We start from the raw sequence: 15317 nt of genomic DNA, 5'->3' as shown, positions 1-15317 counted from the left end.
GATCATCATGAACTCCAAGGCACCCAAAATTCTGTTGATCGGCATCGGCGACGTCACCATCCGGCTGGCGCACCTGCTGGCCACCGGTGATCAGCCCGTCGACCTCGTCATGGCTGGCCGCTCGCTGGAGCGGGCCACCCGCTTCGCCAACCTGACCAAGCTGGCGGCCTCGAATCTCGGCTATTTCCGCGACGTGGAGGCACTGGCGCTCGACCTCGCCGACATCGATCGCACCGCGGCCGAAATCCGCCGCATCCAACCGGATCTCATCTTCATGGGCGCCTCCATCCAGGCCGCGCGGGCGATCATGGATGTCTCGCCGGAGGACTTCAAGAAGCTGGATCAGGCGCAGCTCGGGCCGTGGCTGCCGATGCATCTCGCGCTGAATTACGAACTCATGCAGGCGGTTCGCCTGGCCGAGTCGCGGGCCACCGTCGTGAACGCCGCCTATCCCGATGCGGTCGGGCCCGCACTCGCGACCGTCGGCATGGCCCCGCACGTCGGGATCGGCAACATCGCCAACGTCGTTCCCGGCATCACCTGGGCGGCGGCGCAGGAACTCGATGCGCACCCCACCGAGATCGACATCAACCTGGTCTGCCACCACGTCTTCAGCCACCACGTGCACCGTTTCGGCGAAGCACACGGGATCCCGTATGCACTGGCGGTCTTCAGGAACGGCGAAGAAGTGGCTGTCAATCACGAATCCGTCTTCGCGCGGTTGGCGGCCAATCTGCGACGCCAGGGCGGCAAGGACGGGCAGCAGGTGACCGCGACGTCCGCGGCGCGCACGGTCTGGGCATTGCTTGGCAGCGAGCCGCGGCAACTGCATTCGCCCGCACCGGGCGGCATGACCGGAGGCTACCCACTACGCGTCTCACGGGAGCGGATCGAGCTGGTGCTGCCGGAAGGCCTTTCCGTGGGCGAGGCGCAGGATGTCAACCGCAGGGCGCAACTTCTCGACGGTATCGAGAGCATTTCGCCCGACGGCACCATCGTTTTCGCCCGCGAGCAGATGGCTGTTCTGAACGAGCTTCTCGGATATGACTGCGAGAAGCTACATGTCGTCGATGCCCGGGCAGCGGCGACCGAACTGCGGATGAAATACGAGCGGTATGTTGAGCGGCTCGGCGTGTCCCAGCTCGCCGGAATCGTTTAGCAGAAGGAGGTTTGACGTGTTCACCCATGCCACGTCCGGCGTCGCCGTCCTCTTCGACCTGGACGGCACGTTGGTGGACTCACAGGATGCGGAGACGCTGGCACTGCAACGCCTGGCGACGCAGTTGGGCGGTGAGATCTCCACCGATGAGATCGCACACCTGGCCGCAGGCCGGCGTATGCAGGAGGCGATCGACATGCTGTGCGCGTACATCGACGTGATCCCGCCCGTGAATGCGCTTCCGCGAGCGCGTCTGCTCGCCGAGGAACTGCTCGAGGGACGCCTGTGCTGCGTTCCCGGTGTGGATGAGGCGCTGCAACGGAGCGAGTATCCGAATTTCGTGGTGTCCAACTCGCCGTTGGACATGATCGGCGACCGGCTGTCGCGCACCGGTCTGCTGCAGCACTTTCCCGGACCGCATTTCTCGGCGTACGAGTTCCATACCTGGAAGCCGGCCCCCGACCTGTACCTGGCGGCGGTCGACGGTCTCGGGCTGGACCCGGACGCGGTCATTGCCGTCGAGGACAGCATGGTGGGTGTGCAGGCGGCCATCGCGGCCGGACTCCGCGTCTACTGGTACCGATCCGACTTCGTGGGTGAGGCGCGCTGGGATGATTCGGTGCGAGTCTTCGGTGAGATGTCAGCGCTTCCAGAGATGCTCGCGCAGGATCTGAGTTCAGTGGGGGAGGTCGTGTACGGCTAGGACCGGCCACCGGTCGGGTACGCCTTTGAGTTCGTAGCTGCCGCGTTCGTCGAACGCCAGCCCGGATCCCAGCACCAGCGGTGGAACCGAGCCGGACACCAGGACCTCATCGGGTCCGGCGATGCCCATGATGCGTGCCGCGATATGGACCGCGATGCCGTGCACGTCGTTGTCGTCGACCTCAACCTCGCCAGTGTGCAGACCGGCGCGGATGTGCAGGCCGAGATCGCTGACCGCATCACGGATTGCGCACGCGCAGTTGATCGCCCGCGCAGGCCCGTCGAAGGTCGCGAGCGCGCCGTCGCCGGTGAACTTGACGATCTTGCCCCGCGCACCGAGAGCCTCACGCTCGATGGCCCGGTTGTGCGCGGCAAGGATCGACCCCCACGCCTCGTCGCCCAAAGCCGTTGCCCGCTCGGTCGACCCGACGATGTCGGTGAACAGCACCGTCGAGAGCACACGGTTGGTCGGTCTGATCCGTCGGGCGCCGGTGAGGAAGGCCCCGATCTCGTCGAGCACCCGCTCGGAGTCGCCGGCGAACCATTCATGGTCGTTGCCCTCGAACTCGACCCGCCGCGCGTGGGGAATCCGCTCGGCCACGTACTGGGCATGGCCGGCAACGACAAAGCGATCATCTCGTCGATGCAGCACCAACGTCGGCGCCTGGATGCTTTCCAGCACCCGTCGCATATCGGTGTGCTGGAACATGTCGCTGACAGCTCGGAAATACCCTCGTCCGCCCGCTAGCCGCTCGCCGCGGCCGTACCAGCGTCGCTTTGCCATGTCCTTGGCCCAACTCGGCGCCAACAGATCGATCGCCAGACCGCTTCCCGCGGTGTGGCCGACGACATCGGACAAGTTGTCGAGCGCGTGCTCCGGGATGGCGAAGGGCTGATCCGGTGTGCGCAGGAAATACGCGTACGGGCTCCACAGCACCAGCGATCTCACCCGCTCGGGGTGCGTTGCCGCCAAAAGCATTGCCGGCAAGGCCGATCCGGCCATCGCGAACACCGAGGCGCGTTCGGAACCGGCCGCATCGAGCACGGCGATCAGCCCATCCGTCCACCCCTGCATGGCGGGCCGCTCGTAGATCGGCACCGCATCCGAACTGCCTACTCCGAGCAGATCGGTCAGGATCAACCGGCCGAACGACGAGAGCCGACGGAGATGGCCCGCCACCGTGTAGTCGTCCCAAATCAGATCGATGGGGAACCGGGGTGTGGGCACGAACAACAGATCTGGCCCAGGACCATCGACGACCTGATACGCCAGGTTGGCGTCATCATCCCGCGCGTAGACGGTTTCGGGGATGGCCACCATGCGAAGATCATGCCAGCTAACCAGCGGAAACGCGTGTTATCTGCACAGAGTTCCACCCGGCGCAGACGCGCTCCCCTTACTGAGGGTGGTCGGCCAGATACGTCTCGACCGGGATCGGTGTCATCGACTCGTAGCCGATCGGAAGCAGCACATCGCCGGCGGTCGTGCGGTAGTAGACGTCCCAGCGGTAGTACGCGCCGAATGCGGCGGGATCGGCGGCCATCACTTCGGCGTAATCGTTGACTGCGCGCACGTAGAGGTCCGAATTGTTGTACCGGAAGATGGCGTTATCGCGGTTGCCGGCAAAGTTGTTCGCCGCGAGGTAGCGTCCCGCCGCCATGATGCTGTCGCGCAGCGAGTGGATGTCTCCGCCGTCGCCGTAGGCCTCGAATGTCGACGGCAGGAACTGCATTGGGCCTTGTGCACCTGCCGTGCTGGTGCCTTCGATGCTGCCGAAGCGAGTCTCGATGAGATGGATCGCCGCCAGGTAGTTCCACGGAACGCCCGTCGCGGCCTCGGCTTCGCGATAGTTGGCCAGCAACACGTCCGCCGGGGCAGGAGCCACGATCCGCCACGCCGGGACCGTGTCCTTCACTTCGGTCAGCGGATACAGCTGACGCCTGGCGTCGACGTTGAGGTCGTAGGTCGCAGTGAGCCACGCCGGAATTCGGGGCCGGATGATGGGGTCCCACTCGGGGCTGCGCCCGATGGCGCGGTAGGCCGCCTGCTGACGTCGGGCAGCGGAGGTGAGTGCGGGTTCCGGGGTCGACGGGTTGCGCAGCGCCTCCTCGTCGGCGACCAGATCATCGGCCAATTGAGCGGGATCGGACGCGAGTATGGGCTGCGCGCCCGACGGGACCGCCGGAGGGCCGGGCGACGTCGGCTGGTCCATCGTCTGTGCGGGCACGGTTTCCGGCGCGGCCGTCGACGCGGGTGGTGGCGCCGGGGGTGCGCTGTGCGTACAGCCCGCAAGCAGGACGGCACCGGCGGCGAGGATCAGTACCCCGTTGCCGCAACGTCGCGTGATCACCGTCCGAGTGTGTCGTATCGCATGCCCGCCACGCGACAAACCTCCGATAATTCGCGCTTCGCGGGCGTCTACTGGGGACCGTGAATCGACATGCAGCGGCGATAACGCACATCGTGGCGTTCAGGTACAAGGCGAGCACCACGGAACAGCAACGAGCCGAAGTCTTGAGTCGATTCTTGGCTCTCGAACACGAATGCAAGCGCGCGGGGGAGAACTACATCGTGTCGTTGATCGGCGGGGACTGCACGCGAAGCCTGGAGGGACTGACAGCGGGCTTTGAGCAGGTCTTCGTTGTCACGTTCGAGAGCCGCGGTGATTTCGAGTACTACCTGGGTGCGCCGTTCGTGTCGGATTTCGATCCCGCTCACGACGACTTCAAGAAGTTCGCGATACCACTGCTTTCGGTCGACGAGGACGGAAACACGAACGGAGCCATGGTTTTTGACATCGGTGTCTGACGTAGGCGGCCAACAGGGATGGTTGACACCATCGTCCTGAGTGGCAGACTCGGCAACGATGACCGATATCGGTCGCTTACACAAGGAGCTCGTCGACCGCGTTCTCGGAGACAAGGCGACGGCGCCCTCGCAGATGCGTCGAGCCGCGTTCGACGATTCGGGCCTCGACGAGCCGATGCGCACTCTGGTCGCCAAGGTGGCCCAGCACGCCGACCAGGTGAGCGACGACGATATCGCCGCCGCGCGGGCCGCGGGTCTGAGCGAGGACCAGATCTTCGAGATCGTCGTGTGTGCGGCGATCGGCCAGGCCGACCGCCAGTACCGCAGCGCTCTCGCCGCGCTGGCTACCGCGACAGGACGCCCGACATGAGGCTCGAAATCCTCGATCGGGGCCACCCCCGGCGAACGAAGGCCCTGTTCGCGATGATCCGGCTCGTCACACGTCAGCCCGTGGTGGACGCCGTGAAACTGGCGCTCTATCGGCCCGACTTCTACGGCGCGGGCGATCTCACCCACGAGGCGATGCGCGGGCCGTCGGACTGGTCGGTCGGCGATCGTGAGCTGATGGCGGCGGTCGTGTCGAAGGCCATTGCGAGCCCGTTCTGCGTCGCCGCGCACACAGCTACGTCATCCCTCTGGTATGGCGATGCTGCGAAAGTCATTGCCACCCTTGCTGACTTGGAGACCGCACCGATCGAGGAGCCACTACGCGCAACGCTTCGGATGCTTGCCAAGCTCAGCGCAGAGAACACGATCGATGCCGACGACATCCGGACCGTGCTGGCGGCCGGCGCCACGCCGGCGCAGGTCAAGGATGCGCTGGCTGTCAGCCTGGCCTTCGGCGTCACCGCAAGGCTGGCGAACGCGTTCGATTTCGACACCGCCAGCCCCGAGGCAATGCACGCCGGCGCGCAGCACCTGCTGCGGCGCGGCTATCGGTGAGGCGTGCTAGAACCAGACTTTTCGGCCGCCGACGGGGCGTCCGACTGCGCCGAGGATCCACAGCACGATGCCGATGACGACGAGGATTCCGCCGATGGTGTAGAGGATCGACAGGCTGGTGAAATAGCCGATTATCAAGAGGATGATGCCGAGGATGATCATGGGAATCTCCGTCTCGTGAGTACATCGATGGACCCGACGCCTGGTTGACTAGCCCGTTCCCGCGAATTCAAACCTCTCGGACCCGGGTGGCCGCCCCTCTTCGAGCCGATTGCCGGGCGTACCGTCTCTCAGGTGACACACTGACGTCGGCGGCATCCGACAGCAGCCGAGGAGGACTGCATGGCTTGGGATTTCAGCACCGAACCGGAGTTTCAGGAGAAACTCGACTGGGTCAAGGAGTTCTGCGAGGAGAAGGTCGAGCCGCTTGACCACATCTTTCCGCATGCGGTGCGCGTTCCCGACCCCGCGGTGAAAGCCTATGTGCGCGAACTGCAGCAGGAGGTCAAGGACCAGGGCTTGTGGGCGATCTTCCTGGACCCCGAACTCGGCGGCCCCGGCTACGGGCAGCTCAAGCTCGGCTTGCTCAACGAGGTCATCGGCCGGTATCCGGGTGCGCCGCACATGTTCGGGGCCTCGGCCCCCGACACCGGCAACATGGAGATGCTGGCCGCCTACGGCACCGAGGAACAGAAAGAGCGCTGGCTCAAGCCTTTGCTCAATCAGGACATCTTCTCGGCGTACTCGATGACCGAACCCCAGGGCGGCAGCGACCCGAGCCTGTTCAAGACCACGGCCGTGCAGTACGGCGACGAGTGGGTCATCAACGGCGAGAAGTGGTTCACCTCAGCGGGCCGCGTCGCCGACATCCTGTTCGTGATGTGCACCAACGGAATGTTCATCGTGCCGCGCGATACGCCGGGTGTGGAGATCATGCCCGAGCCCCGCAACCACAACCACATCATCTATCGCGATGTACGGGTGTCGCTGGACCATCTTCTGGGCCCGCCGAACGGTGCAAAAGTCCTGGCGCAGCGCCGACTTGGCGGCGGCCGCATCCACCACGCGATGCGCACCATCGCTCAATGCAACCTGGCCTTCGACATGATGTGCGAGCGGGCGCTGTCGCGCGAGTCGCACGGCAAAATCATCTCCGACCATCAGATGGTCCAGGAGAAGATCGCAGAGTCGTACGCGGCGATCAAGATGCTTCGCCTGTTCGTTCTCGAGACGGCGTGGAAGATCGACAACACCTCGACGCAGGAAGCGCGCACCGAGATCGCCGCCGTGAAGTTCACGATGGCCAAGGTGCTGCGCGAGGTGTCGTTCAACGCGCTGCACATCCTGGGTTCGCTGGGCACCACCGATCTCACGCCGATCCAGGCGATGTACGCCGCCGCGCCGACCATGGGCATCGCCGACGGTGTCGACGAAGTGCACATCGCCACGGTCGCGCGTCGGGTACTGCGGGACTACCGTCCGCACGAGGGGAACTTCCCGACCGAATTCCTGCCGTACAAACGCGAACAAGCGCGTAAGAAGATGCAGCCCGTGCTTGATGCCCGTCCGGAGTTGGCCGCTGCCGCCGAGGCGTACCAGAAGTACCTGCAACGCCGTCGCTAACCGCCATCCTGGGTCGTGGGCGGGCCTAGGGTGAGGGCATGCGGATCGCCATCATCGTGCTGGGCCTGCTCGTCACCCTGTTCGGAATCATCTTCACCCTGCAGGGTTTCGGGGTCATCGTCAGCGACAGTCCGATGACCAACACCACCACATGGTCCATCCTCGGGCCGATCATCGCACTGGTCGGTATCGCCCTGGCTGTCGGCGCGTGGCGCCGCCGCGGTCCCTAGCGAGCCTCCTCCGCCGTGGCCGGTGGGGCGGAAGTGAAGGCCGATTCTGGTGTGGTCGACTTCTCAGTGGTCGAGTCGGAGACCGTCAACTCACCGCCGGAACCGCAGGCCACCAGGCAAATGGCGGTCGTCACTCCCGAGATCGTCCGCACGCCCCGGATCCGCATCCCCACCTCCTCGGTCCGTGTGTAACACCCCGGCCGAACCAGCGATGAATCTTCTGAGACCGGAGCATGCGACAGCTTCTGTTTCCAGGCAAAGATTCGGGGGCCAATGGCATAAGCCCTGGCGGCAGTGGTGAACGCACTCAGCTCCCGATGACAGAAGGAGTCGATGAACGATGGGTGCACCCCTCGAGTTTTGCTCGAAGAAAGGCGTCGTTGCCGTCCTGGCATCGGGCGTCGTGATTTCCCTGACGGCGCTGACCGGGGGAATCGCCCCGGCGCTGGCCCAACCCGGCGACGACAGCGGTGCGACCACCACCGTCGTCGCTCCTGAGCCCGAGGTGGCGGCCCCAGAAGAGGCGGCCCCGCAGGCTCCACAGACCCAGGCTCCGGCGCCACAGACCCAGGCTCCGGCGCCCCAGACGCAGGCCCCCGCGCCGGCCCAGGTCGAGACGGAGGTCGAAACACAGGCGACCGTGCAGGCGCCCACGACCACCGTCGCGCCTCCGGTGACGACGGTCGTACCCGCCGAGCCCAGTGAGGAGGACGTGACGACGGCCTCGCAGGCACCGATCACGACCGCACCCAGCACCACGGCGGCACCCGAAACCGCGTCGACATCGGTGACCTCCGCGACGACGTCGGCACCGACCACCACCGCCACCGAGGCGGCCGAAACGTCGGCGACGACGACCGCACCGTCGGACGCTCTGACCCCCACGTCGGAGACCAGCGCGACCACGTCGACGTCGGCGCCGAGCACCACTGAGACGTCGGGCAGCGAGACGACCGAGTCGGCGAGCGGTGACGAATCAGAGACGCCCACGGTGTCCATCACGCAGGCGGCCAACATCGAGACGGTCCTGCCGAAGACGCTCGAGGCTCCCGAGGCGGACGTCGAACTCGCAAGCAAGGCAACGGTTGTCGACGAGACGATTCCGGCGCCGGCGCCCGAGCAGGATCTGGCGTCGTTCTCGCAATCGATCGAAACCAGCCTCAAGATCCCCGGTCTCGATGTCGGTACGAGCGCGTCGACGAACTTCGCGGTGAACCCGCCCGTCGAGTTGGTCAGCCCGGTCCGTCAGTGGCGGCCGGAGTGGGTGCAGTACGACGAGTACTACCGCCCGATCATCATCAACCCGTACCGGGACCCGGTGCGCATCGTCTACATGTACGAGATGGCGCCGCGGATCATGGTGATCCCGCCGCTGGGCCGGATGATGTTCGAGGCGGCCCAGTACGCGGCGTACAGCTTCACCGCGGCGCTGCTCAGCCCGGTCATCGCGGCGGCCAACGTCGCGCAGGCCGTCACCAACATCGCGGTCGGCAGCTTCTTCGGTGGTGGCTACTACCCGGGCGTCGGGATGCCGCCGCCTCCGCCTCCGCCGCCGGTGCTGCGGTACGACAACGTGCCCGTGCTGGTGAACTACTCCAACGCGCGGTACGAGCCGTTCCGGGTGCGCCAGATCGTCGACGTTGGCGATGACGCGCAGTTCGGCGAGCGCAAGGTGCTGCTCGACGGCGTCACCCCGGCGTGGGGTGTGTGGGCCGAGGGCCAGGGCGGCGAGCGCACCTTCGAGGTGCACCGCACCCAGCAGTTCCCCGGTCTCGGCGCGCCCGCCGAGGGTCCGCTGCCGGGCGACTACCGCCTGCGACTGGCGTCCGACGAGGCCCCGACAGCCGGTCTGACCGGTCGGGACATCTTCCTGATGGTGTCGGCCGGTGTCATCGGGACGCTGGGCTTCGGCGCGATCGGCCTGGCGTTCTTCCTCGGTCGTCGGCGCAACCAGGAGATCTGAGTCGGGTCAGCCCGCGCCCTTGCCGTTGTCGACCCGGTAGACGGCGCCGTGGATCGCCGCGGCGTCGTCACTGGCAAGGAACGCAACGGATTTGGCGACGTCGACGGGATCCATGAATCCGCGCGGTGAGGCGATGCGCAGGATGAGATCCCAGTCCGCGTTGTCGGGGGCGGTGAACTCGGTGGCCTGCGGGGTCGGCATGCCGCCCGGGCAGATCGCGTTCACTCGGATCTTCTCCTTGGTGTACTCGACGGCCAGCGCGCGGGTCAGCCCGACCAGCCCGTGCTTGGCCGCGCAGTAACCCGCCGAGTAGACCTCACCCTCGACGCCCGCGATCGACGTGACGTTGACGATGTTGCCCGCGGTCTCGAGCAGGTGGGGCAGCGCGGCGCGGCAGAGATAGAACGGGCCGTTGAGGTTCACCGCGAGATCGTGGTCCCACTCCTCGTCGGTCATCGACGTGGTGTGGCGCATCTGGTGAAAGCCCGCGACGTTCACCAACACGTCGAGCCGGCCGAACGCGTCGACGCACTGTGCGACGGCGTCGCGGCACGCGGCCGATGTGGTGATGTCCACCGACGCGTACTTCCCGCCGGGCACCGACTCGAACACCGTTGACATCTTCTCGGCGTCACGGGAGATCCCGAATACCGAGGCGCCTCGTTCCGCGAACACCTGGGCGACCACCGCGCCCAGTCCTGACGATGCGCCGGTGACCAATGCGACCTTGCCGCTGAGCTGACTCATGGCCATGACCCTCTCATGGCCGGGCCTTCCCTTTTGCGGCCTATGACCGAGATTGCACACAGGGTCGTTGTGGCGACCACAGCCCTGGTTTCAATCTCGCCGATAGGACCTAGATCGCCACTCGGGGACGGCGGGGCGGCACCGCGGCCAGCAGCGCCCGCGTGTACTCGTCCCGCGGTGCGGCGAACAGCTCGGCGGCCGGCCGGTACTCGACGGCGGCGCCGTCGCGCATCACCAGCACGTCGTGGCTCACCTGCTGCACCACGGCGAGGTCGTGGGCGATGAACAGGTAAGTCAGGCCCATGTCGCGTTGCAACGAGGCCAGAAGGTCCAGCACGCGGGCCTGCACCGAAACATCCAGCGACGCAGTGGCTTCGTCGAGGATGAGCAGCTCGGGTTCGCCCGCCAGCGCTCGCGCGATGCTGACCCGCTGTCGCTCGCCGCCGGACAGTTCATGCGGATAGCGCGATGCGAACGACGTTGGTAGGCCGACGAGTTCGAGCAACTCCCCGACGCGCTCTCGGCGTTCCTGCGTGCCCTTCACGACGCCATGCACGCGCAGCGGCTCGTCGATCGGCGCGCCTATCCGGGCACGCGGGTTGAGGGTGGAGAACGGGTCCTGGAACACCAGACTGATGCGCCTGCGCAGCGCCTTTTCGGCCGACCCGCGCACCCCGAATACGTCCGATGTCCCCAACGTCGCGGTACCGGCACCGGGTTTGATCAGGCCCGTAAGCGCCGCGGCGACGGTCGATTTCCCCGAACCCGATTCACCGACCAGCCCCAGAGTGGTGCCTTTACGGATCTGGAACGACAGATCTTTCACCGCGTGGACGACGGTCTTGCCGACCGGTGTGCTCACGTCGAACCGAACGTCGAGGCCCGAGACATCGAGCAGCGTCTCGGTTTCTGACGGTGGCGGCGGGGGACCGCTGCCACCGACCAGCGGGCGGGCGTCCAACAACTCGCGGGTGTAGGCATGCTGCGGACGGTCGAACACATCCATGATCGGCGCCTGCTCCACGGCCAGGCCCTCCTGCAACACCGTGACGTCGTCGGCGACCTGACCGATCACTCCGAGGTCGTGGCTGATCCACACCACCGCAGTGCCGAAGTCGCGCTGCAGATCTCGGACCAGTTCGATGATCTGTGCCTGTGTCGTCACGTCCAGCGCGGTGGTCGGTTCGTCGGCCACCAACAACTCCGGGTCGCACGCCATCGCGATGGCGATCATCACGCGCTGCTTCTGCCCGCCCGACAGCTGGTGCGGGTACGCATGCAGCCGCGTCTCCGGATCCGGCAGCCCCACCGCCTCCAACAACTCGAGCGCACGACCATGAGCCTGCCGGCGGGTCATATGGCGGTGCGTCTCAAGGGATTCGGTGATCTGCCGGTCGAGGGTCAGCAGCGGGTTGAGCGACGTGCCGGGATCTTGGAACACGAAGCCGATCCGGCCGCCGTGCACGCTGCGCAGGAGTCGGGGAGAGGCGCCGACGAGTTGGGTGTCGCCGGCGAGCGTGCTGGTGCCGTCGACCTTCGCGCCCGGGGCGTCCAGCAGTCCGGTGGCTGCCAGCACGGTCATGGACTTGCCGGAGCCCGATTCGCCGACGATGCCGAGCGTCTTCTCGCGCTCGACGTCGAACGAGATACCGCGCACGATGTCGCGTCTACCGATGCGCACCCGCAGATCGCGGACACTGAGGACCGGGGTCACTGTTTCCTCCGCGCCTCGATCATCGTGCGCTGCTTGGGATCCAGCACGTCGCGCAGGCCGTCGCCAAGCAGGTTGAACGCCAGCACCGCGACGAAGATGGCCGCGCCGGGGAACACCGCCATCCACCACGCCATCGTCACGAAGCCCTGCGAATCGAAGATCATCCGGCCCAGCGACGGCTGGGGCGGTTGGATGCCCAAGCCGAGGAAGGACAGTGCCGCCTCGGACAGAATCGCGAACGCCAGCGACAGCGACGTCTGAACAACCAACGGACCGGCCACATTCGGCAGGATGTGCCTGCCGAGGATGTACAGATGGCCGGTGCCCATCGTTCGTGACACCGAAACGTACGGTTCCACGCGCACACTCAGCGTGCTCGCCCGGGCCACGCGCGCGAAGATCGGGGTGTACACGATGCCGATCGCCAGGATCGTCGTCGTCACACCGGGACCGAGGATCGCCACCACGGCCAGCGCGAGAAGCAATACCGGAAACGCGAACATCACATCGACGATGCGCATGAAGATCGTGTCAAGCCAGCCGCCGCGGTAACCCGCGATGATGCCGACCGTCACGCCGACGATAACGGCGAACGCGACACTGACGACGGCCACCCGCATCGACGCCTGAATCGCGACGAGCACCCGGGAGAGCACGTCGCGCCCCAACTCGTCGGTGCCGAACCAATGCGCGCCACTGGGAGGCTGCAGCGCATCGGGCACGTTGACATCGTTGACGCCGTAGGGCGCAATCCAATTGGCCGTCACCGCGATGACGGCGATCGCGACGAGCACGGCGGCGCTGACCAGAGTGACCGGATTGCCGAGCAGCAGGCGCCAAGACGACAGCCGCGCACTGGTCTCGGTCGTCATGAGAGCCGGATCCTCGGGTCGACGACCGCGTACAGCACATCCACGATCAGGTTGATGAGCAGGAACAGCGCGGCGATCAGCAACACCGCACCCTGAATGACCGGATAGTCCCGTGCCGCAACGGCGTTGTAGACGAGGCGGCCGAGGCCGGGCCACGCGAACACGACCTCGACGACGATGACGCCGCCGAGGATTGTCGCCAGCTGAATGCCGGTGATGGTCAGCACCGGGATCAGCGCGTTGCGCACTGTGTGCCGGAACGTGACGGCCCGCGGCGCCAGCCCCTTCGACCGGGCGGTGCGCACGTATCCCATCGACGCGACCTCAAGCACCGCGGACCGCACATAACGCGTCATGATGGCGCCCGCGACCAGTCCCACTGTCAGCGCGGGCAACACGATGTGGCGCAGCCATCCGCCCGGATTATCCAGCAGCGGTTGGTATCCCGACGTCGGCAGCCAGCCCAGCGTCGTCGCGAACAGCGCGATGAGCAGGATGCCCATCCAGAAGTCCGGCACCGACACCCCGAACTGGCTGGCGACCCGGATGATGGCGTCGCTCACGCGGCCCTCGTGCAACGCCGACCAGATCCCCGCGGGCAATGCGATCGCCAGCGCGATGACGATGCCGACCACCGCCAACGACACAGTGGCGGGCAGTCGTTCGAGCAGGATGACCGTCACCGGGTCACCGTTGCGGAAGCTGACGCCGAGATCGCCGGTCAACGCCGAACCGAGGTAACCGAAGAACTGCTCCACGATCGGCTTGTCGAGTCCGCTCGCCGAGCGCAGCGCGTCGTACGCCTGCGGTGTATAGCGCGTTCCCAAGGCGATGCGCACGGGATCGCCAGGCACCAAATGCACGAGGGCGAACACCACGATGAGCACGCCGATCAACACGACCGCGGAGTACAGAAGCCGCCGAGCGAGGAAGCGTGCGATCGGATGAGTCAGGAACCGGGTCACGATGTTTCGCCCTCGGCCAGGCTGGCGGTGCGGAACCGGATCGCGCCGTCGCGGCGAGACTCGAAGCCGGACAGGCCGGTGCTCCACCCCTGGATCACCGACGGGTTGTAGAGATAGATGTAGCTCACCTCGTCGGCGATCAGCGTGGCGGCCCGGCGGTAAAGATCAGCGCGCGCTTGGCGATTCGTCTCAACGCGTCCCGCGTCGAGCAGCCGGTCGACCTCGGGATTGGAGAACTTCTGCGCATTGCTCGTGCCGTCGGTGTGGTGCTGCGCGTAATAGAAGTCGTCGGGGTCGATGTTGCCGAGCCAGCCCATCATCAGCATGTCGAAGTTGCCGGTGTTCTGTTCGTCGAGCCAGGTGGCGAAGTCGACGGTGCGGATGTTGACGGTGAAGCCCAGCGGCGCGAGGTTGTCGGCGATGACCTGCGCGGCCGTCACCGTTTCCGGATACTCGCTGGTGACCAGCATGTCGAGATCACCACCGCTCACCCCCGCCTCGTCCAGAAGGGTCTTCGCCTTGTCGATGTCGTAGCGGTAGCGGTGATAGTCGGTGTACCAGGGATTGCCCTCGGGGATCGCGAGCTGGTTGGCCGCGGCGGTGCCGTAACTGGTGACCGCCACGATCGCGTCGCGATCGATGCCATAGGCGATCGCCTGACGCACCCGCACGTCGTTCCACGGCTTGCGGGCCTCGTTGAGCGCCAGATACCAATAGTCGTTGCTCGCGGTGACCGCGAGGTTCATCGAGTCGTCGTCGCGCAGCTGCGCAACCCGTTGCGGCGGAATCGAGTCCGTCCAGTCGATCTCGCCGGCCTGCAGCGCCGACAGCGCGGTCGTCGGCTCGGAGATGAACCGGAACGTGACGCCCGAGACCTTGGGTGCGCCAGCCCAATACGACGGGTTCGCCTTGAGAGTGATGGAGTCACCGCTCTTCTGGCCGCTGAACGCGAACGGACCGGTCCCGATCGGGTGCGTGGCGATCTGACCGCTTTCGACATTGCGGCGCGACACGATCGCCATGCCTTTGAAACCGCCGATGTTCGTCAGCAGGTTCGGTGTCGGCTGCTTCAGCCGGATGACGACGGTTTCGGGGTTCGGGGCGCTGACATCGGTGACGGCGCTGAACTTGTCGGCGTTGGTCAGCTGCTCGTCGATGATGCGGCGGTACGAGTACACGACGTCGTCCGCGCTGAACGGGCTGCCGTCATGAAAGGCGACGCCCGGCCGCAGGCGGAAGGTCCAGGTGAGCTGATCGGGGCTGACCTCCCACGATTCGGCCAGCGCAGGGCGCATCTCGAGGTTGGCGTCAGGTTCGACCAGCGAGTCGAAAACGTTCTCGAGCACTTCGAACGAGAAATACGCGCTGGTCTTGTGCGGGTCCAGTTGGTCGGGCTCGCCGGCGATCGCGGCGATCAGATTGCCCGACGACTCGCCGAGGTCCACCCGTTCGCCCGTCGAGCAGGCGGAAAGGCCTGGCCACAGGACGACGACAGCGACCAACGCCGCCAGTCGTCTCATCGCCATCACCCCGAACGCATCTACCCGCTGGCCGCGGTGCTTGAAACGCCGAGCGACGTCGAAAGGGGTTA

General features: G+C 66.1%; 17 protein-coding genes. 9 read left to right on the top strand and 8 right to left on the bottom strand.

Annotated elements, in window-relative coordinates; genetic code table 11:
- Nucleotides 1-7 precede the first annotated feature (7 nt).
- Complete coding sequence (locus H7J93_RS23615; protein ID WP_267308718.1) at nt 8-1159, top strand: hypothetical protein; 1152 nt, start codon at nt 8-10, stop codon at nt 1157-1159.
- A gap of 16 nt (nt 1160-1175) precedes the next feature.
- Nucleotides 1176-1862, top strand: coding sequence for an HAD family hydrolase (locus H7J93_RS23610; protein WP_267308717.1), 687 nt, complete (start codon nt 1176-1178; stop codon nt 1860-1862).
- Here H7J93_RS23610 and H7J93_RS23605 read toward each other — a convergent pair.
- Entirely contained in the window at nt 1836-3182 is a 1347-nt protein-coding gene (locus H7J93_RS23605) for an adenylate/guanylate cyclase domain-containing protein (RefSeq protein ID WP_267308716.1), read from the bottom strand. The genes H7J93_RS23610 and H7J93_RS23605 overlap by 27 nt on opposite strands.
- Nucleotides 3183-3258: 76 nt before the next feature.
- Complete coding sequence (locus H7J93_RS23600; RefSeq protein WP_308204952.1) at nt 3259-4074, bottom strand: lytic transglycosylase domain-containing protein; 816 nt, start codon at nt 4072-4074, stop codon at nt 3259-3261.
- Between the two features lie 218 nt (nt 4075-4292).
- Here H7J93_RS23600 and H7J93_RS23595 point away from each other — a divergent pair, with 218 nt between their 5' ends.
- The 3 genes from H7J93_RS23595 to H7J93_RS23585 all read left to right on the top strand — a co-directional run bounded on the left by H7J93_RS23595 (nt 4293) and on the right by H7J93_RS23585 (nt 5612).
- Complete coding sequence (locus H7J93_RS23595) at nt 4293-4670, top strand: Dabb family protein (protein WP_267308715.1); 378 nt, start codon at nt 4293-4295, stop codon at nt 4668-4670.
- Nucleotides 4671-4728: 58 nt separating this feature from the next.
- Entirely contained in the window at nt 4729-5040 is a 312-nt protein-coding gene (locus H7J93_RS23590) for a hypothetical protein (protein WP_267308714.1), read from the top strand.
- 92 nt (nt 5041-5132) lie between these two features.
- On the top strand, nt 5133-5612 hold the full coding sequence (locus tag H7J93_RS23585) for a carboxymuconolactone decarboxylase family protein (RefSeq protein WP_267308713.1): 480 nt from the start codon (nt 5133-5135) through the stop codon (nt 5610-5612).
- A 6-nt stretch (nt 5613-5618) separates the two neighbouring features.
- Here H7J93_RS23585 and H7J93_RS23580 read toward each other — a convergent pair whose 3' ends face one another.
- Nucleotides 5619-5774, bottom strand: a complete 156-nt coding sequence (locus tag H7J93_RS23580) for a hypothetical protein (protein ID WP_110810574.1) — start codon at nt 5772-5774, stop codon at nt 5619-5621.
- A gap of 180 nt (nt 5775-5954) precedes the next feature.
- Between H7J93_RS23580 and H7J93_RS23575 the strand changes: the two genes are divergently transcribed.
- The 4 genes from H7J93_RS23575 (at nt 5955) to H7J93_RS23560 (ending at nt 9428) form a co-directional block, all read left to right on the top strand.
- Nucleotides 5955-7235 carry an acyl-CoA dehydrogenase family protein gene (locus H7J93_RS23575; RefSeq protein ID WP_267308712.1) on the top strand — a complete coding sequence of 427 codons (1281 nt, stop codon included), beginning with the start codon at nt 5955-5957 and terminating at the stop codon, nt 7233-7235.
- A gap of 38 nt (nt 7236-7273) precedes the next feature.
- Nucleotides 7274-7465: a hypothetical protein gene (locus tag H7J93_RS23570; protein WP_267308711.1), complete on the top strand. Its 192-nt coding sequence runs from the start codon at nt 7274-7276 to the stop codon at nt 7463-7465.
- 33 nt (nt 7466-7498) lie between these two features.
- Nucleotides 7499-7657 (top strand): hypothetical protein, encoded by a 159-nt coding sequence (locus H7J93_RS23565; protein ID WP_267308710.1) that lies wholly within the window; start codon nt 7499-7501, stop codon nt 7655-7657.
- Nucleotides 7658-7805: 148 nt separating this feature from the next.
- Entirely contained in the window at nt 7806-9428 is a 1623-nt protein-coding gene (locus H7J93_RS23560; RefSeq protein ID WP_267308709.1) for a hypothetical protein, read from the top strand.
- A gap of 6 nt (nt 9429-9434) precedes the next feature.
- On the opposite strand, the gene H7J93_RS23555 is transcribed toward H7J93_RS23560, so the two are convergent.
- The 5 genes from H7J93_RS23555 to H7J93_RS23535 form a co-directional block, all read right to left on the bottom strand.
- A complete protein-coding gene (locus tag H7J93_RS23555) occupies nt 9435-10175 on the bottom strand; it encodes an SDR family NAD(P)-dependent oxidoreductase (RefSeq protein WP_267308708.1) in 741 nt (246 codons plus the stop codon).
- A gap of 109 nt (nt 10176-10284) precedes the next feature.
- A complete protein-coding gene (locus H7J93_RS23550) occupies nt 10285-11889 on the bottom strand; it encodes a dipeptide ABC transporter ATP-binding protein (RefSeq protein ID WP_267308707.1) in 1605 nt (534 codons plus the stop codon).
- Complete coding sequence (locus tag H7J93_RS23545; protein WP_267308706.1) at nt 11886-12761, bottom strand: ABC transporter permease; 876 nt, start codon at nt 12759-12761, stop codon at nt 11886-11888. Before H7J93_RS23545 ends, H7J93_RS23550 begins: the two co-directional genes overlap by 4 nt.
- On the bottom strand, nt 12758-13726 hold the full coding sequence (locus H7J93_RS23540) for an ABC transporter permease (protein WP_267308705.1): 969 nt from the start codon (nt 13724-13726) through the stop codon (nt 12758-12760). The genes H7J93_RS23545 and H7J93_RS23540 overlap by 4 nt, the downstream gene beginning before the upstream one ends.
- A complete protein-coding gene (locus H7J93_RS23535; RefSeq protein ID WP_267308704.1) occupies nt 13723-15246 on the bottom strand; it encodes an ABC transporter substrate-binding protein in 1524 nt (507 codons plus the stop codon). Before H7J93_RS23535 ends, H7J93_RS23540 begins: the two co-directional genes overlap by 4 nt.
- Nucleotides 15247-15317 lie beyond the last annotated feature (71 nt).

Origin of the sequence: Mycobacterium barrassiae, from assembly GCF_025822765.1 — a bacterium.
In the GTDB taxonomy this organism is placed as follows: Bacteria; Actinomycetota; Actinomycetes; order Mycobacteriales; family Mycobacteriaceae; genus Mycobacterium; species Mycobacterium barrassiae.
The sequence above is the reverse complement of the archived record's forward strand: the minus strand, read 5'-3'. Positions and strand labels throughout refer to the sequence as shown.